Raw genomic sequence first — 18067 nt, forward strand, 5'->3', positions numbered from 1 at the left:
TAGTTACTAAACCTTGCAAATTCAACGTTTTTTTATAAGTTGATCTTGATCAAGCAAAGTGACGGTGACTATGTTTTGCGGACATATGTCCTTATGTTTTTGAGGTCATTTGTCTATCCTCACATAGCGCTATAATGAAGTCTTTGCTACTTTATATAAGTAATTTAGCACTATTAAAAGCAACTCACTTCACACAACCTATTCACTGGAACGTACAATGCAATTACCTACTGTTGATTATAAAGCTCCCGATGCGGCTGCACAATTTGTTGAATCGTTAAGAAATACTGGATTTGGCGTTTTAAAAAACCACCCAATCCCACAGTCTTTAGTTGAGTCTATTTACAAAAATTGGCAAGACTTTTTTAACTCAGAGCAAAAGCACGACTTTTTATTCTCTAAAGAAACTCAAGACGGTTACTTTCCGCCTTCAGTATCAGAAGTAGCGAAAGGCTTTACAATAAAAGACATTAAAGAGTACTTTCATGTGTACCCTAAAGGTCGCGTTCCTGCCCAGCTTGAGGCTGATGTACGTGAATACTACCGTTTAGCAAGTGAATTTGCTGGCACATTATTAAGCTGGGTTCAGGCTGAAGCACCAGCTGATGTGCGTGCTAAGTTTTCAATTGATTTAAAAGACATGATTGCCGATTCTGAGCAAACATTGTTACGTATCCTACATTATCCACCTATGACGGGTGATGAAGAGCCTGGTGCTATTCGCGCAGCAGCCCATGGCGATATTAATTTATTGACTGTATTACCTGCTTCTAATGAGCCAGGTTTACAAGTTCAAAAAACAGATGGCGGTTGGTTAGACGTGCCATGTGATTTTGGCAGCTTAATTATTAATATCGGCGACATGCTACAAGAAGCGTCGGGCGGGTATTTCCCATCGACAATTCACCGTGTAATTAACCCAACGGGTAAAGCATCTACTAAATCGCGTATTTCATTACCGTTATTTTTACACCCGCATCCAGATGTTGTGCTTTCAGAGCGCTACACGGCAGATAGCTACTTGCAAGAACGTTTGCGTGAGTTAGGTGTTAAGTAACTCTAATACTTAGAGTAATTAAGTATAAACAAAAAACGGCCTATGGCCGTTTTTTGCATTTTTAAGCAACTTGATCACAGGTTTAATTTTAATAAACTATGCTCAATTGCCTGCAACGTAAATAATGGCATGCATTCTTAGCTACTACAGGTATAATGCGCGCAACTGGCTAATGTAGCCTTATTTAAAAGAGAGTTTATATGAGTTTTGAAGGTTTAGGTTTATCACAGTCTTTGGTTAATGCGGTTTTAGAAAAGGGCTATGAAACGCCAACGCCGATTCAGGCTCAAGCAATTCCTGCAATTATTGAACGCCGTGACGTTATGGCAGCAGCGCAAACAGGTACAGGTAAAACAGCGGGTTTTACATTACCACTTATTGAGCGCTTGTCGTCGGGTCCTAAAGCTAAAAGCAATCACGTACGTGCGCTTATTTTAACGCCTACACGTGAACTTGCTTTGCAAGTAAGCGAAAACGTTGAAGAGTACGCTAAGCATTCTGATGTGAGCTCATTTGTAGTTTACGGTGGCGTTAAAATTAACCCACAAATGCAGCGTCTTCGTAAAGGTGTTGATATTTTAGTAGCAACGCCGGGTCGTTTAATCGACTTACATAATCAAAATGCAGTTAAATTTGATAGCGTTGAAGTGCTTGTACTCGATGAAGCTGACCGCATGTTAGACATGGGCTTTATTCACGACATTAAACGCTTAATTGCTAAAATGCCTGCTAAACGTCAAAACTTGATGTTTTCGGCTACATTTTCAGATGAAATTCGAGCATTAGCTAAAGGGTTAATTAATGACCCAGTTGAAATTTCAGTTGCTGCAAAAAATACCACTGCAAAAAGTGTTACTCAGTGCGTTTACGCGGTAGATAAAACACGTAAAACAGCATTGCTAAGCCACTTAATTCGCACTAACGATTGGCAACAAGTATTAGTGTTTAGCCGTACAAAGCACGGTGCTAACCGCTTAGTTAAACAACTTGAACGCGATGACATTGTAGGCGCGGCTATCCATGGTAATAAATCACAAGGCGCACGTGTTAAAGCACTTGATGGTTTTAAAAGTGGTGAAGTACGCGTATTAGTAGCAACAGACATTGTTGCACGTGGTTTAGACATTGTTGAATTACCGCATGTTGTTAACTACGACTTACCAAACGTATATGAAGATTATGTTCATCGTATTGGCCGTACAGGCCGTGCTGGTGCGTCGGGTCATGCGATTTCGTTTGTAACGGTTGATGATGCTGTTGATTTATACGGTATTGAACGCTTTATTGGTGAGCTTATTCCACGTGCTGAGGAAGACGGTTTTGAGCCTATTAACCCAGTAGCTGAACGCGCATTAGATGCTCGCCCACTGCCGGCTAAAAAGCCTAAGAAAAAGCAGCCTTTTAATAAGCCTAAATCTGATAGCAGCAAGCCTAACAGCAAAAAGCCGAACAATGGTGGTAATGGTACCGGCCCACGCCGTGGTGGTTCTAAAAAGCCAGCAGCTAAAACAGATGACAGCGCGCAAAACCCATGGGCAAAGCGTGAATCTGTTGGCGGTAATGGCCAACGCCGTCGTCGCACCAATAACGATTAATCATTATTAGTGATTGCACTAGCGTTTAATTAATTTAGAATTTAGTTAAAGGCAGATACAAAAAACGCGCTCCCTTCTTTAATTAAATAGAAGTAGCGCGTTTTTTATTGCCTGTAATTTGTACTTACTGTATTGCCTGCCTGATTAAATAGTTAATGCCCAAGCCTATAAATAAAGTAACACTTACGCTAAGTAGTGTGCCAAGCATGACGTACTCGGTAAGTTTTTTATCTTTACTTGCACTTAAATCGCCAAACCTAAATACCGACTTTGCGGCAAGTAAAAAGCCAAGCCCTGCAAATTGGTCAAGCAATATAAAGCTCAGCATAAGTACGCGCTCAAGCATACCTATGCTTTGCCCTGCAAGTGGTAAGCTACCAGTACTTGAAAAGTTACTTGTTAAACGCTCTAACATCATTCTTATAAATACGGCGCAGGGGCTTAAAATAATTAAATAACCGCATACCACCCACAGTATTTTGGGATCAGTGAGCATATTTTTAATTGCAGCCATAAAGCTACTGTTATCAGTTAGCCAAATACTGAGCGCAATAATAACGAGTATGTGCGCTATTTGATCTAGTAAAAAAGGCACCACGCCTTTATTAGAATACGATTTAGCTATATCAATAAAGTAATGGCTCAACATAATGCTCGCCGTGGCAATTAAAACACTGCTTAGTTGCTGCCACCCGAATATGTATTCCCACACGGTAATAATGAGTGCACTTGTTACACCATGCACTAGTACATGAAAATAAAGCTTACTGGCTTTATAGTGACGGGTATTTCTGTCGTTTACCCAACTCATAGGTTGCCAGTAAAAATCAGCGAGTAAGTGGCCAATAATAAGCGCGACCAGTAAAAGTGAAAACGCCATTATTCACCTCCTTTAATTATATTTTTTATAACGTGTTGTGAGTGTTTAATAAAGCGTTCTATAAGTTGGTAGTGCGCTAAATTTAGTAGTTTGGTTACGTTTTCGCGACTTGTTTTAAGCTCTTTAGCCAGTGCCGCGTGGCTGTTGTCTGGTGATGTTAAATAGACATACAGGGCATTTGCTTGTTTTTGTGTGATTTTAGTGAGCAATACGTCGGCAAAGGCTAAATTAAGATTTAAGCTTTCATCGAGCTGCTGCTCGTTAATATTAAAAACAAAGCGTTGACTGCCTATTTTATCAAGGCCTTGTCCCGAAAGAGTGAAAGCTGAACCCGTTGCTGTTTTTATATCGCTGCGTGGGTTATCTATTTGCCCAAGCGCCAAGCTTTGTCGTAGTTCATAACCTGACGATTTAAGGTGTAAATATACAAGTATGGCATTTTTAAAAAGGAGCTCAGGATTGTTAACTTGTAACTGAAAGGCATCGCCTCGGTATATATTCCAAAGGGTTTGCTCACCCGAAATATTTCGCAAACTTTGCTCTAGTTGATAAAGCATGGCATCGTATTGCTGCTTAGGGATTGTTTGCGATTTAATAATATCGCCGCTGATCACACCAATCATAAAAATCTCAAAATGGTTACTTTTTAATATGTAACCAATATTGGTTACATAAGGGTATGTAACTAATTTAGGTTACTTAAATATAAATTGCAAGGTACACTTATTTTATAACATTACTTTTATTGCTATTAATCCTCACTAGGACACTAAATGACTTTACAAAACGAGCAGCAAAGCACGAAACCACGGGTCGGTATTTTTGTTGATGTGCAAAATATTTATTACACGTGCCGTGAGAGTTACGGGAAAAATTTTGACTACAATGCGTTTTGGCGAATGATGGAGGCGCAATACAATATTGAGTGTGCTTTTGCGTATGCTATTTATCGAGGAGATGAAAAGCAAAATCAGTTTCAAAATATTTTGCGTGCGATTGGTTTTGAGGTAAAGCTAAAGCCATTTATTCAACGCCGTGATGGCAGTGCAAAAGGTGACTGGGATGTAGGCATAACAATAGACATGTTAGAGCAGGGTAAAAACCTTGATAAAGTTATTTTGCTCTCTGGCGATGGTGACTTTGCTTTGTTACTTGGGCATTTAAAAAATCAATATAATGTACCGTGCGATGTATACGGTGCTGACCGGTTAACTGCTGAGGTATTAAAACAAAGCGCAGAGCAATTTCATTTAATTGATAATACTTTGCTACTTTAACAGTAAAAAATAGTTAAAAAAGTGCAAGCTAAGTGCCTGCAACATGAGAGATTTTAATACAAAGCCGTAATAGATGAATTAAGCCTTATATAGGCTTTTTTTATTACTGTAATCAATTGGGTTTGCTAAATGATTATGGTAATTTTAAAGCATAACGAGTTACCAAGGACTTACATGCTTCATTACAGCAACATGCCACTAGATAGAGGCTCAAATTTTCGTAAAGACCCATCGTGGCTTAAAGCGCAAATGTCGGCGCAAAGTAAATGGGTTTTAGTTAAAAATAATCAAACCCTATTTATTAAAGATACCCCTAAAGTAAGCTATTTAACGTATCAACAAGTGGCACATTTAGATTTAACGAGTGCTATTTTTGTTGGTTTAAACAATGCTAAACATGGTGTGTTTGCATTGGATGTTTCTGATCTGGATGAAAGCGTACTTTCGCCTTTAATAGAGGGCGCTCAGTTTTTTGATATTCGCCAATATGGGCCTCAAGTAACCATTAAATATGCCTCAATAGCAGCCCTTGCGAGAGGGCTATGTTATTGGCATGCCACGCACCGTTTTTGTGGGCGCTGCGGTAGTAAAAACCGTTCAGTGGAAGCCGGGCACTCTAGAGTGTGTGAAAACGAAAACTGTAAGCATCCTACATTCCCGCGCACCGATCCTGCGGTAATTATGGTCGTTACTAAAGTCTTTGCTGACGGAGTAGAACGCTGTTTATTAGGTCGCCAAGCTGCGTGGCCCACTGGTATGTATTCGTCGCTTGCTGGATTTGTAGACCCAGGGGAGACACTGGAACAAGCTGTTGCGCGTGAAGTTAAAGAAGAGGCAGGCATAGAAGTTGATAACGTACGTTATGTTGCATCTCAGCCATGGCCGTTCCCATCGTCAATTATGCTTGGCTTTTTTGCACAGGCGACATCTGAGCAAATTAACGTAGATAAAGAAGAGCTAGACGATGCAAAATGGTTTAGTCGTGAAGACTTAGAGCAATTTGGTAATTGGCACGAAGAAGGCGAGCATTTAAAGCTGCCTAGAACCGATTCTATCTCTCGTTATTTAATTGAGCATTGGCGCACAAACCCTTAAGGATTAACAATGTCGAGTAAAAGTAATAAAAACACTCAGCTGGTATCATCAGGGCGAAAAAAAGCCTATACACATGGCGTAGTAAACCCTGTTGTACAGCGTGCATCTACCATTGTATTTGATACTGTAGCCGATTTAAAAGAAGCAGCTAAAACCCGTGGCGATAAAACGTTATTTTATGGGCGCCGAGGAACAACAACACACTTTGCGCTACAAGAAGCGATTACAGAACTTGAAGGCGGCGAAGGGTGTGCATTGTACCCTTGTGGCGCTGCGGCGATCAGCCAAGTATTTTTATCGTTTTTAAAAACCGGTGATCATATTTTAATGGTTGATAACGTGTACGAACCAACTCGCGACTTTTGCGATAAAATTTTAGCGGGACTGGGCATTACAACAACCTATTACCCGCCAACCATTGGCGCAGGTATTAAAGATTACATTCAGCCAAATACTAAAGTGTTGTTTTTAGAATCTCCAGGTTCTATTACGATGGAAGTGCAAGATGTGCCCGCTATGGTAAAAGTAGCCAATGAGCACAACGTAATGACCATGCTTGATAATACCTACGGTAACGGTCTGCATTATCGCCCGTTAGAGCACGGTGTTGATATTAGTATTCAAGCTGCAACAAAGTATATTGTTGGCCATTCAGACGTGATGATGGGGGTGGCTGTTGCTAATAAAAAGTATTGGCCAACCTTGCGCGAAAACTCATACTTACTAGGGCAATGTACCAGTGCCGATGATGCGTATTTAGCACTTAGAGGCCTGCGTACAATGGGTGTGCGTTTAAATCAACATGAAAAAGCAGCAATAGAAGTAGCTAAATGGCTCGAGCAACATGAGCTTGTTGATCATATTCGACACCCTGCATTTGAAAGCTGCCCAGGGCATGAGTTCTTTAAACGTGACTTTGATGGCAGTAATGGGTTGTTTTCATTTGTGATGAAAACCGGCAATCAAAAAGCGATTGATGCATTTTTAGATAGCCTTGAGCATATCAAAATGGGCTTTTCGTGGGGCGGTTTTGAAAGCTTAGTAACGGCTAATTTAACTATGAAAGGGCTGCGCTCAAATACAGGTTGGGATTTAGGGCCGGTTATTCGCCTGCACATAGGCCTTGAAGATGTAGAAGATTTAATTAGCGATTTAAGCCAAGCACTTGAGGTTTATAAGCAGTATTTATAATTTATATCGCAATTTATGTTGTTACATTTAAATGTATTGTTACAAAGCTCACCACAGGTGAGCTTTTTTTTGCTGGTAATTCAAGGTGTTTACACTTAGTGTGGATAAATACACAGAAAATAAAAAGTCATTAAGGATAGTCAATGGCAACACCATTACCGATAAACGTAGGGCGATTAACGCAAATAGCGGGATTTGAGCTTGTACGTATGTTTTTAACTAAACGTGGACTTATTGCATTAGCTGCCTTTGCATTGGTGTGGCTAATAATACTGCGCTACCCAATAGGGCAGGCAGTAGGCATTGTAAGTGCGCCCGATTTTGGGCAAATAGCCCGTGATATATCAGGTTCTATTGGTTTAAGTAAATTATTGGATTGGCCTGAGGCGGAATTTGCTATGTACTGGTTAATAGCCCTTTATAGCTTTCCCGTTTTTGGTTTATTTATTTGTAGCGACCAAACGGTAGGCGATAGAGAGCGCGGCACACTAAGGTTTTTATCACTGCGCTCCACTCGCTTTGAAATACTGTTTGGCCGTTTTTTAGGGCAGCTAGGAGTATTAGCCTGCTTAGTGGGTATAACGCTTGTGGCTACACTCGCGGTATTGGGTTTTAGAGAGCCAAGTTTACTGGCTGGTGGTTTTGCCCGTGCGCTTTCTATATTTTTAATATTAGTGATTACTTTGTGCCCATTTGTAGCACTAATGACGTTAATTAATACCTTTGCTCGCTCATCGCGTTTATCTATTGTATTGGCAATTTTATATTTTGCAGCAGGCGGTATTTTAGTTGGTATATTGCAATGGCAAATACCCGCATTAGGCTTGCTTGATTATTTATTTCCGGGTGTGCAAATAGAGCTATTAGCGGGGCAAAATTTACCATTATTGAGCGCTGTGGCTATTCCCCTTGTGCAAACTGCGGTACTACTAAGCGTTGCTCAACGTATTTTTGCAAGGAGCTCACTATGAGACCATTAATTACAGCTAGCGGTTTGAGTAAATCGTATGGTGCAAAACTTGCGCTGAATAATGTGGACTTTGAAATTAACAAAGGCGCGCCAGTGGCACTTGTTGGGCCAAATGGTGCGGGTAAAACTACCTTATTTAGTTTGTTGTGCGGCTATATTGCGCCAAGTAAAGGCAGCCTTGAAATATTAGGGCATAAACCTGGTAGTGCTGCTTTATTTAATAAAGTAAGTGCATTACCGCAAGACGCGCAACTTGACCCTCGTTTTAATATAGATAAGCAACTCGCCTTTTATGCCAAGCTGCAAGGTATGGGTGCTAAGCAAAGTCAAACTGAGGCGCTACGTGTACTTGATTTAGTTGGCTTAAAAGAAATTGCAAAGCAGCGTGCGGGGGATTTATCGCACGGTATGCGCAAGCGCGTTACGATAGCGCAAGCACTTATTGGCGCACCACAAATTGTAATGCTTGATGAAGCAACTGCAGGGCTTGATCCGATTCATGCCAGAGAAGTACGTGAGCTGGTATCAGAATTAAGTGAACAGGCTACATTTATTTTAAGCTCTCACGATTTAACTGAGCTTGAGCGGCTATGCTCACAGGTACTTCATTTAGATAAAGGCGTACTAAGCGAGCATCAAACAAAAACTAATAATACCGATAAACACTTTTATACATTAATGCTAAGCGAGGCTTATCAAAATGTTGAGCAACAGCTTCAAGCAATTGCAGGTGTGAGTCGTGTGTATATGAGCCAACATAAAGAATATGTAGTTGAGTATCAGCCAACGAGCGATCCACTTGATATTGCACTACTGAATTTTTGTCATCAACAACACTGGCAGTACCGGCAGTTAGTTAATGGTCATACATTAGAGAATCAAATATTTAAACAGGAGAAAGTATAATGGGTTTACTTAGCGGACTTATGGGTAATGCAAGCGAAGTTGACGATTCTGATTTAGAAAAAATCCTCGCCAATATATTAATTGACGGCGAGCAAGTAGAAAAAGCATATAAAGTAGTACGTGATATGTTTATTTTTACTAATAAGCGCTTAATCTTAATTGATAAGCAAGGTATGACCGGTTCTAAAATGGAAATGGTGAGTATTGCTTACTCTAAAATTACCAAGTTTAGTAAAGAAAGTGCAGGCCATTTTGACTTAGATGCCGAGCTAAAAATATGGGTTGGCTCAGATCCAACACCAATTAGTAAAGAGTTTAAGTCTGGCGACAATATTAACGATGTTTACCGAATTATTAGCCAACACGCGCTTTAATAAGGTACATGTTTTAAGTAGTTGTTGACTAGATGTTGCAACTACTTTAATTCTACAGTTTACAACACTTCCTTACAATTAACTTAATAAATACAAATGGTTAGTTAAGTTTTCATTCAGTTTCCTAACGTTAGCATGTGCCTCGACTTTAGCAATACAGCTAGAGCATAAAAAGCAATGTACATAGGGAAGTCTTACAATGAAAAAATTAGCAGTTATTATTTCGAGCATTTTATTATCTAGCACTGCGGCTGCTGCAGACAGCTATAATTCAATTAGTAACCTAAGCTACAAAAATAGCGATAACAACGATACTGTTGCTGTAGATTCTATTTACTACTTATCTCCTAAAAAAACTTTAGGTCCGTACGATCAGTTTGAATACATCAATAAACAAACTAACGTATATGGTGGCTACGCTGATGACGACTTTGGCGATTTAACATCGGTTGGTGGTGAATACTTTATTAATGAATTTGTTGTTGGCGCATCTTACGAAAACTTAGACCCAGATTCAGGTTCTAACAGTGAGCTTTATAAACTGACGGGTGGTTACTTTTTCAACCCTGATTTACTTGCAAAAGTAACACTAGTTGAAAACAAAGACGGCGACGATTACGCATTATTTGATTTAGCTTATAACTACATGCTAAATAGCACAGATTACGTAGGTGTTACACTTACGTCAGACGACGATTTTGATTACCGTGCAGTTGCTGCTAAATACTTTATTGATTTACAGCAAGGTAACTACCTAACTTTTGAAGGTAAATACGAAAGCATTGATGACGCAGAAAACCAATGGGTAGCAGAAACTAACTATTACTTCTCAAAAGCAACATCTGTATTTGCTAACTACAACAAGCAAGACACTTACAGCTTTGGTGCTCAACACTTCATCAATAAAAATATTGGTGTAAAGGTGGGTTACGAAAACAACGCTGATGATTCTGATAACGATGCGTACTTTGCTAACATGCGTTTTCAGTTTTAATTAAGTCCCGTACTTAGTTAATACAAAAGTAATATCAAAAGCCCGCTAAATTTAGCGGGCTTTGTCGTTTTTAAACGTTTGAGTTTTTAACTGTAAATTATTACCAGTCGCAATTACGCCCTTTATTTTGCTCATCTAAATACTTCTTTTAAATTATAAATAGAGTCGCCATGAATGGCTAAATTGTTATTAAAGTCATTAAATGCAGTCGATGATAATAGCTATAAAATAGTAAGTATTGGAGTTGTTTTTGCTAGTAAACAATGGTTATTGGGAAAAAACAGATAAAAATATGCACTGATACAAACCTATTTTTCATTATAAATACAGAAATAGTGAATTAAATATAGTCATTATTTTGAGAAATTAGAAAAATTTAGTGAGGGGAGGTTATATTAATGAGGTTTATCGAATAATTAAGTTGTGCTCAATTTGGCGGCAACTTGTACCTTATTTGTTACTTTTAAAGTTTAAATGATGACAGACTATTGTTACGCAGATTTTGTTGATACTTATTATTTACATTCGCTCGTAATTACTTACATTTTAAGTGGCTTTAATCTAACCTCTTATTCAGTTTTTGTTCATTTTTTTGGCGTTAGGATGCGCCCCGACTTTGGCTAGACAGCTGAGGCATAAAAGTAATATTTATAGGGAATTTAAAATGAAAAAATTAGCCGTTATCATTTCGAGCATTTTATTATCAAGCGCTGCAACCACTGCAATAGCCGCAGATACTTACCAATCAATCAGCCATGTAGGATACGTGGATGTAGATGGTGATGACACACTAAGTGTTGACTCAACTTATTATTTTTCTCCAAAAGCGACGTTAGGTCCTTACGATCAATTTGAGTACATCAATAAGCAAACAAATGTTTATGGTGCATACAGTGATAATGATTTTGCAGATGTTACTAGCATTGGCGGTGAGTATTTTGTAGAAGATTTTGTATTAGGTGCACAGTACAATAATTTCGATAGTGATTTTGGCTCAAGCACGGATGTAATTGAACTTTCTGCAGGTTACTTCTTTAATCCAAACCTTTTATTAAAAGCAACGTTTGTTGATGTAGAAGATGCTGAGAATCAGTTTGTGTTTGACCTAGCATATAACCACGAATTAAATAGCACTGATTATATCGGTTTCACAGTAACAGCAGATGATGAGTTTGATTACCGTGCAGTAGCAGCTAAGTACTTTGCTGATTTACAGCAAGGTAACTACTTGACTGTTGAAGGTAAATTTGAAGATGTTGATGGTGGTTCAAGTAACTGGGAATTAGCATCTAACTACTATTTCAGCAAAGCAACATCGGTTTTTGTTACAGTTAATAAAAATGATGATTACACTCTTGGTGCTCAACACTTCTTCAACAACAATGTTGGTTTAGAAGCAGGTTACGGCAATAACTGGGATGATTCTGATTATGATGCTTACTTTGCAAATGTAAGCTTACAGTTCTAATTTAACTAAAATTAGAATATGAATAAAAAGCCCGCTCATTTGAGCGGGCTTTTTATTCAGCGCTATTTACCAGCCGCAGTTGCGGCCTTCGTTTTGTTTATCTAAATATGTTTGTAATGGTGCAAAGTAATCGAGCATTGCTGTTGCATCCATTTGCGGCTTACCTGTTACAGTTTCAAGCGCTTCTTGCCAAGGGCGAGATGAACCCATTTCAAGCATAGCGTTTAGCCTATCCCCTGCTTCTTTTGAATTATAAATAGAGCAGCGATGAATGGCTTTATCGTTACCGGCAATTTCACATAAGCTGCGATGAAACTCAAATTGTAAAATATGCGCTAAAAAGTAACGTGTATAAGGCGTATTACCCGGAACGTGGTACTTAGCACCCGGATCAAAGTCGTTTTCGCTACGTGCGATAGGCGCTTGCACTCCTTGGTATTTTTCACGTAGTTCCCACCATGCTTTATTGTAATTTTCTGGGGTTACTTCCCCTGAAAATACCTGCCAACGCCACTGATCAACCATTAAGCTAAACGGTACAAAGGCTACTTTATCAAGTGCCATTTTCATCAACAAACCGATATCTTTAGATTCGTCAGGTACTTGTTCAAGTAAGCCGATTTCTTTTAAGTAACCCGGTGTAACCGATAAGGCAATGGTGTCTCCAATGGCTTCATGAAAACCATCGTTTGCACTTTCTTGATAAAATAAAGGCTGCTTGTTATATGCGCGTTGATAAAAGTTATGACCTAATTCATGGTGAATAACAGAGAACTCTTCGCCCGTGCGCTGAATACACATTTTAATACGTAAATCGTCTTTGCTATCTATATTCCATGCAGATGCATGACATTGCACGTCTCTGTCTTTTGGTTTTACAAATAACGAGCGCTCGTAAAAGGTCTCTGGCAGTGGCTCAAATCCCATTGAGGTAAAAAAGGTTTCAGCCCCTATTACCATTTTAAGCTCGTCGTAATTATTTTGAGCTAATAACTCGGTTACATCGTAACCCGGATCGGCATTTTCTGGTGCAACAACATCGTAAATGTTACCCCATGCTTGCGCCCACATATTACCGAGTAAGTGCGCTGGTATTGGCTGATCTTGAGGTACTTTGTCGGTGCCGTACTTTTCACCTAACTTTGCGCGAACATGGCAATGTAGCGAGTTATAAAGTGGTTTAACTTGGCCCCAAATACGGTCAAGCTCAGTGGTAAAGTCATCAGCAGGCATATCGTATTTACTGCGCCACATAGCGCCCGTATCGGCATAACCAAGCTCCTTTGCACCTTCGTTGGTAAGTGCTACTTGTTGCTCGTAAAGTGGGCGCATGGGTTTTGATATTTCACGCCAGCCTTGCCATAAATCAAGTAGTTCGTTGTAATCTCGGCTGGTGGCCATTTTTGAGGTCATGTCGCCAAGGCTTAAACAGCTGCCATCTTCTTTACAGTATTTACCTTTACCATATAGCCCGCCAAGCTCTGCGACAATTTGTGAAAGCTTCGCTGTTTTATCAGCGTCTTGTGGGGCTGGAAGTGTAAGTGCTAGTTTTAGTTTATCAAGCTTACGGCGAGCATCGTAATCAAGCTCTAGTTCGTCGTATTTTGCAGCTTCATTTGCTAAACGCACGACTGTTTCGGTCATTTTACGGTTAACTTCAGCCGATAGAGCAGATGTATCGTGAGTAATAAAGTTTGCGTAAATCCACTCTGCACGGCTCGATTCTAAATAAAGTGCACTTAGTTCTTTTTCTGTGTTTGTTATAAATGTATTTGCATCTTTAGCTGTTACAGCTTTTTTAGTGTGTGGTGAATCGGTAGTGTCGATAGATACTTGCGCATCGCAGGCCGTTAAAGCAAGAGTACTTGCTACCATTAAGGCGCTCATACTTAGTTTAAATCGAAAGGGGGTCATGCTATTCCTTTAATTTATTGTTATTAAAACGTTGATAATAGCAGTGATGTTTAAAACAATAAAATGAATGCGTTAAGGCTCACGACTCGTCGTGCAATGATTGTATTTAAATTAAGATGGGTCATAATTAAGTTACTATTTTCATTCAATGTGTAAGGAATGTGCGCATGTTAATATTTATAATATTGCTGGTCGTGGTGGTGGTTATTTTTGCGGTTAAAGATATTCGCCTAAACTTGATTAGTCGTCCTACGTTTAAAATGTTCAAAAAGGTGCTTCCGCCATTATCGCAAACAGAGCGAGAGGCAATGGAAGCAGGTGATGTTTGGTGGGATGGTGAGTTATTTAGTGGTAACCCAGACTGGCAAAAACTGCACCACTTTCCAAAACCAGAGCTTAGCGATAAAGAAAACGCATTTATGGCTAACCAAGTAGAAACCTTATTGGCGATGCTTGATGATTATCAAATTGTACAAAAAGACAAAGACTTACCAAAAGAAGTGTGGGATTACCTAAAAACAGAAGGTTTTTTTGCACTGATCATTCCTGAAAAATTTGGCGGTCGTGAGTTCTCAGCAATTGCTAATTCGACGATAGTGTCAAAAATTTCGACTAAAAGCTTAACAGCCGCAGTCACTGTTATGGTGCCTAATAGCTTAGGTCCGGGCGAGTTACTTCTTCACTATGGCACTAAAGAGCAGCAAGATCGTTGGCTGCCAAGTTTAGCTAATGGTACAGATGTTCCTTGTTTTGCATTAACGGGGCCAGAGGCGGGCTCTGATGCTGGCAGCATTCCTGATTCAGGCGTTGTGTGTATGGGTGAGCACAATGGCGAGCAAGTAATGGGCCTGCGTTTAAATTGGTCAAAACGTTACATTACGCTTGCACCAGTGGCTACTGTACTCGGCTTAGCATTTAAAATGTATGATCCAGACGCTTTATTTGGTGATAAAAAAGAGCTAGGTATAACGTGTGCGCTTATACCAACCGATCATCCGGGTGTTGAAACGGGTGAGCGTCATTATCCGCTTAATATGGCCTTTATGAATGGTACCACTTACGGTAAAGATGTATTTATACCACTGGACTGGATCATTGGTGGTCAAGAGTGTGCAGGGCGTGGCTGGAGAATGCTTGTTGAGTGTTTAAGTGCAGGGCGTGGAATATCACTACCAGCATTAAGTGCAGCAACTGGGCATTTAGCTTCAAAAATGACATCGGCATATGCCATGGTACGCCAGCAGTTTGGTGTATCTATAGGGCAATTTGAAGGCGTGCAAGAGGCACTTGCGCGTATTGGTGGTTTAACTTACACACTTGAGTCGTGCAGATTAATGACCGTAGGTGCGATTGATTTAAAATTAAGTCCATCGGTTGTAACAGCGATTGCTAAATACCATATGACTGAAATGGGTCGTACAGTAATGAATGATGCAATGGATATTCATTCAGGTAAAGGAATTCAAGTAGGGCCTAATAACTATTTGGCGCATGGCTATATGGGGATTCCAGTATCAATTACAGTAGAAGGCGCGAATATTCTAACGCGTAATTTAATGATATTTGGGCAAGGTGCAACACGCTGTCATCCATTTGTTTTAAAAGAAATGGAAGCCGCTGCAATGGAAAATGACGACGCAGCACTTGAACAATTTGATGGTTTATTAATGAACCATATATTATTTGCAGCAAGTAACGCAGGCATGGCATTTGTGCATGGCTTAACACGTAGCTACTTTGCGAAAGCGCCTGTAGGTGGTGAAACGGCTATTTATTATAAACAACTGAGTAGAATGAGCCGAGGCTTAGCTATTTGTACAGACGTTGCAATGTTAATGCTTGGCGGTGAGCTTAAACGTAAAGAAATGATATCAGCGCGTTTGGGTGATGTATTAAGTCATTTGTACTTAGCATCAACTGTTTTAAAACGTTATGAAGATGAAGGGCGCCAACAAGCGGATTTACCATTTGTAAAATATGCAATTGAGAACTCATTATTTGAAATTGGCCAAGCGTTTAATGGCTTCTTTAAAAACTTTTCAAACCCGGTTGTTAATTTTATCCTTAAACGTATCGTGTTCCCGCTTGGAAACCATTACCACAGACCAAGTGATGAAATAGCACAAAGTATTTGCGAGCGTATGACTCAACCTGGTGTATTTAGAAACCGCTTAACGCATTTATGTTATGTAGATGAAAATGCAGGTACAGGGGTCATGGAAAGCGCATTTTTAGCTATGCATGATATGCAAGCGCAGTTTAAAGACTTAAAACAATGGCAGCGTAAGGGCAGTGTGCCTGCAACGCTTGATATTGAAGGTGCTATAAATTATGCGCTTGAAAATAAGTTGTTAGAGCAAACGGATGCTGATGCAATGCATCACGCTAATAAGTTACGAAAGAAAGCCATTGCAGTTGATAATTTTCAACCAGGTGAGCTGTAGCGCACTACTTTAAATACTAGGGCGTGTTGACCTTTCGTGGTTGAATTTGCAGCAGGCTGTTTGGTTTTTAGGCAAGGCAGAGCCTATGTAGTGTGGTTATTCCCCATAAATAGGCGATAACGCAGCATAAATGCCAAACATGCGCTGCCCTTTGGGTTCTTTCTAGGGACGATTAACTCTTTGTTGCTCGGTTTTTACTTAGCCCACTAGGTTACAAACCTCGCGCCGCGATTAAATCGCCCCTAGATTGAACAAATTCCAATCCACAAAGATCAACACGCCCTGCTAAAGCGAAAAAGGCCTTACAAATGTAAGGCCTTTTTATGTGTAATTCATTTCTTTTAACGAGCGTAAGGGTCGGCAACAATTTTATCTATGTACCATTTCCCCTTTTTACGAAGCATTTTTACGCTGCGCATTTCGTCAATTTTATCACCATTTAAATAGCCGGTAAAAATAAGGTTTATTTTGGCATTATCACCGTATTGCTCACGGACGCTCATATTGGTCATATCAACTTCAATGGTTACTTCATCGTATTGCATATTTACTAAGTTACGGGAAAACTGTTTAGCAGTACCGTAGGATTTCATTATGCGTGTAAGGTTGGGTGTTGCCATGGTGCTGGCTTTTTGAAGGTCTTGCTGGTTATAAAGCGCATCAAAATAAGCGGTTGCTGTGTCGCCAGGAGTGTCGCCAAGTGTTTTGGTATCGTCACCGCAGGCTGATAAAAATAAACAGAGAACCAAACTTAATAAACTCGTGATTTTTTTCATATTAACTATTATTAATTAGTTTTTTTAAAGTGTGTGGTTTATCTATGAAGATGTAAAGGTATGGCGGGCAATAAATAGAAAATTGGATAATAAATAATAAAAAAGGATGCCTAAAGCATCCTTTTAAAATTTTAGAATTACTTATTGCACTAGCTCTTGCTCACTAAACTCTTCATCAAACATTGGGCTTGATAAGTAACGCTCAGTTGCACTAGGTAGGATAACAACAATATTTTTATCTGCGTTTTCAGGTTTTTCAGCAATTCGCTTAGCTGCAACAACCGCTGCACCTGACGAAATACCGACTAAAATACCTTCTTTTTTCATTAACTGATGCGCCATTGCAATTGCATCTTCGTTAGATACAAGCTCAGCTGCATCAATTAAGTCCATATCTAAGTTACCAGGGATAAAGCCTGCACCAATGCCTTGGATTTTATGAGGGCCTGGTTTAATTTCTTCACCGGCAAGCGTTTGGCTAATGACTGGAGAGTTAGTTGGTTCAACAGCAATAGATTTAACGTTTAGACCTTTTTCTGTTTTAAGGTAACGGCTAACACCTGTAATAGTACCACCCGTACCTACACCGGCTACAAAAAAGTCTACTTTGCCGTCAAGTGCATCGTAAATTTCTGGGCCTGTTGTTTCAAAGTGAATTTTAGGATTTGCAGGGTTTTCGAATTGTTGTAATAAAATATATTTATCAGGTGCGGTTGCTTGAATTTCTTTTGCTTTTTCAATTGCGCCATTCATACCTTTAGCACCGTCGGTAAGTACTAGGTTTGCACCTAGTGCTTTTAATAGCTTGCGACGTTCAAGGCTCATAGTGTTTGGCATAGTAAGTGTTAACTTGTAACCACGAGCAGCTGCAACAAATGCAAGTGCAATACCAGTGTTACCTGATGTTGGCTCAATAAGTTCTTTACCTTCAACAAGCTGACCTGACTTTTCAGCTTCCCAAATCATTGATGCACCAATACGGCATTTGATACTAAAGCTTGGATTACGAGATTCAACTTTAGCGTATACATTCCCACCCGTAACACGATTAAGTTTTACTAGCGGCGTATTACCAATAGTTAGTGAGTTATCTTCAAAAATAGTAGACATAATGTTCCTTTGGATA

The 18067-nt window shown here is 39.6% G+C and carries 16 protein-coding genes; 11 read left to right on the forward strand and 5 right to left on the reverse strand.

Going from position 1 to position 18067, the window contains the following annotated elements:
- Positions 1–217: 217 nt before the first annotated feature.
- Positions 218–1057: an isopenicillin N synthase family oxygenase gene (locus H5126_RS19225; RefSeq protein WP_008172584.1), complete on the forward strand. Its 840-nt coding sequence runs from the start codon at positions 218–220 to the stop codon at positions 1055–1057.
- A 200-nt stretch (positions 1058–1257) separates the two neighbouring features.
- A complete protein-coding gene (locus H5126_RS19230; protein WP_024595752.1) occupies positions 1258–2652 on the forward strand; it encodes a DEAD/DEAH box helicase in 1395 nt (464 codons plus the stop codon).
- A gap of 124 nt (positions 2653–2776) precedes the next feature.
- Here the strand turns inward: H5126_RS19230 and H5126_RS19235 are convergent, their stop codons facing one another.
- Positions 2777–3532: a DUF3307 domain-containing protein gene (locus tag H5126_RS19235; RefSeq protein WP_182720938.1), complete on the reverse strand. Its 756-nt coding sequence runs from the start codon at positions 3530–3532 to the stop codon at positions 2777–2779.
- Entirely contained in the window at positions 3532–4155 is a 624-nt protein-coding gene (locus H5126_RS19240) for a hypothetical protein (protein ID WP_182720939.1), read from the reverse strand. Before H5126_RS19240 ends, H5126_RS19235 begins: the two co-directional genes overlap by 1 nt.
- Before the next feature lie 150 nt (positions 4156–4305).
- On the opposite strand from H5126_RS19240, the gene H5126_RS19245 reads away from it, so the two are divergent.
- The 8 genes from H5126_RS19245 to H5126_RS19280 all read left to right on the forward strand — a co-directional run bounded on the left by H5126_RS19245 (position 4306) and on the right by H5126_RS19280 (position 11807).
- Positions 4306–4809, forward strand: a complete 504-nt coding sequence (locus H5126_RS19245; protein WP_002962844.1) for an NYN domain-containing protein — start codon at positions 4306–4308, stop codon at positions 4807–4809.
- A 174-nt stretch (positions 4810–4983) separates the two neighbouring features.
- Positions 4984–5904, forward strand: coding sequence for an NAD(+) diphosphatase (nudC, locus tag H5126_RS19250; RefSeq protein ID WP_002962842.1), 921 nt, complete (start codon positions 4984–4986; stop codon positions 5902–5904).
- A 9-nt stretch (positions 5905–5913) separates the two neighbouring features.
- The gene (locus H5126_RS19255) at positions 5914–7095 is read left to right on the forward strand and encodes a cystathionine beta-lyase (RefSeq protein ID WP_182720940.1); all 1182 of its coding nucleotides are present in this window, start codon (positions 5914–5916) and stop codon (positions 7093–7095) included.
- 143 nt (positions 7096–7238) lie between these two features.
- Entirely contained in the window at positions 7239–8066 is an 828-nt protein-coding gene (locus H5126_RS19260) for an ABC transporter permease (protein WP_182720941.1), read from the forward strand.
- A complete protein-coding gene (locus tag H5126_RS19265) occupies positions 8063–8971 on the forward strand; it encodes an ABC transporter ATP-binding protein (RefSeq protein ID WP_007377980.1) in 909 nt (302 codons plus the stop codon). Before H5126_RS19260 ends, H5126_RS19265 begins: the two co-directional genes overlap by 4 nt.
- Positions 8971–9345: a PH domain-containing protein gene (locus H5126_RS19270; RefSeq protein WP_182720942.1), complete on the forward strand. Its 375-nt coding sequence runs from the start codon at positions 8971–8973 to the stop codon at positions 9343–9345. The genes H5126_RS19265 and H5126_RS19270 overlap by 1 nt, the downstream gene beginning before the upstream one ends.
- 199 nt (positions 9346–9544) lie before the next feature.
- Positions 9545–10339: a putative porin gene (locus H5126_RS19275; RefSeq protein ID WP_002962833.1), complete on the forward strand. Its 795-nt coding sequence runs from the start codon at positions 9545–9547 to the stop codon at positions 10337–10339.
- Positions 10340–11003: 664 nt separating this feature from the next.
- Positions 11004–11807 carry a putative porin gene (locus H5126_RS19280; protein WP_182712721.1) on the forward strand — a complete coding sequence of 268 codons (804 nt, stop codon included), beginning with the start codon at positions 11004–11006 and terminating at the stop codon, positions 11805–11807.
- Between the two features lie 66 nt (positions 11808–11873).
- On the opposite strand, the gene H5126_RS19285 is transcribed toward H5126_RS19280, so the two are convergent.
- Entirely contained in the window at positions 11874–13721 is a 1848-nt protein-coding gene (locus H5126_RS19285; protein ID WP_182720943.1) for a M2 family metallopeptidase, read from the reverse strand.
- 167 nt (positions 13722–13888) lie between these two features.
- Here H5126_RS19285 and H5126_RS19290 point away from each other — a divergent pair, with 167 nt between their 5' ends.
- Complete coding sequence (locus H5126_RS19290; protein WP_182720944.1) at positions 13889–16165, forward strand: acyl-CoA dehydrogenase; 2277 nt, start codon at positions 13889–13891, stop codon at positions 16163–16165.
- Positions 16166–16506: 341 nt separating this feature from the next.
- Here H5126_RS19290 and H5126_RS19295 read toward each other — a convergent pair whose 3' ends face one another.
- Both H5126_RS19295 and cysK read right to left on the reverse strand, forming a co-directional pair.
- Positions 16507–16941, reverse strand: coding sequence for a hypothetical protein (locus tag H5126_RS19295; protein WP_024599814.1), 435 nt, complete (start codon positions 16939–16941; stop codon positions 16507–16509).
- A gap of 141 nt (positions 16942–17082) precedes the next feature.
- On the reverse strand, positions 17083–18051 hold the full coding sequence (gene cysK, locus H5126_RS19300) for a cysteine synthase A (RefSeq protein ID WP_024599813.1): 969 nt from the start codon (positions 18049–18051) through the stop codon (positions 17083–17085).
- Positions 18052–18067 lie beyond the last annotated feature (16 nt).

Source organism: Pseudoalteromonas sp. SG45-3 (assembly GCF_014164075.1).
GTDB lineage: Bacteria > Pseudomonadota > Gammaproteobacteria > Enterobacterales > Alteromonadaceae > Pseudoalteromonas > Pseudoalteromonas distincta.

Bases quoted from the DNA above. Each gene is read 5' to 3' on its own strand.
- H5126_RS19225 (WP_008172584.1), top strand. From the start codon at position 218: ATGCAATTACCTACTGTTGATTATAAAGCTCCCGATGCGGCTGCACAA.
- H5126_RS19230 (WP_024595752.1), top strand. From the start codon at position 1,258: ATGAGTTTTGAAGGTTTAGGTTTATCACAGTCTTTGGTTAATGCGGTT.
- H5126_RS19235 (WP_182720938.1), bottom strand. From the start codon at position 3,532: ATGGCGTTTTCACTTTTACTGGTCGCGCTTATTATTGGCCACTTACTC.
- H5126_RS19240 (WP_182720939.1), bottom strand. From the start codon at position 4,155: ATGATTGGTGTGATCAGCGGCGATATTATTAAATCGCAAACAATCCCT.
- H5126_RS19245 (WP_002962844.1), top strand. From the start codon at position 4,306: ATGACTTTACAAAACGAGCAGCAAAGCACGAAACCACGGGTCGGTATT.
- nudC (WP_002962842.1), top strand. From the start codon at position 4,984: ATGCTTCATTACAGCAACATGCCACTAGATAGAGGCTCAAATTTTCGT.
- H5126_RS19255 (WP_182720940.1), top strand. From the start codon at position 5,914: ATGTCGAGTAAAAGTAATAAAAACACTCAGCTGGTATCATCAGGGCGA.
- H5126_RS19260 (WP_182720941.1), top strand. From the start codon at position 7,239: ATGGCAACACCATTACCGATAAACGTAGGGCGATTAACGCAAATAGCG.
- H5126_RS19265 (WP_007377980.1), top strand. From the start codon at position 8,063: ATGAGACCATTAATTACAGCTAGCGGTTTGAGTAAATCGTATGGTGCA.
- H5126_RS19270 (WP_182720942.1), top strand. From the start codon at position 8,971: ATGGGTTTACTTAGCGGACTTATGGGTAATGCAAGCGAAGTTGACGAT.
- H5126_RS19275 (WP_002962833.1), top strand. From the start codon at position 9,545: ATGAAAAAATTAGCAGTTATTATTTCGAGCATTTTATTATCTAGCACT.
- H5126_RS19280 (WP_182712721.1), top strand. From the start codon at position 11,004: ATGAAAAAATTAGCCGTTATCATTTCGAGCATTTTATTATCAAGCGCT.
- H5126_RS19285 (WP_182720943.1), bottom strand. From the start codon at position 13,721: ATGACCCCCTTTCGATTTAAACTAAGTATGAGCGCCTTAATGGTAGCA.
- H5126_RS19290 (WP_182720944.1), top strand. From the start codon at position 13,889: ATGTTAATATTTATAATATTGCTGGTCGTGGTGGTGGTTATTTTTGCG.
- H5126_RS19295 (WP_024599814.1), bottom strand. From the start codon at position 16,941: ATGAAAAAAATCACGAGTTTATTAAGTTTGGTTCTCTGTTTATTTTTA.
- cysK (WP_024599813.1), bottom strand. From the start codon at position 18,051: ATGTCTACTATTTTTGAAGATAACTCACTAACTATTGGTAATACGCCG.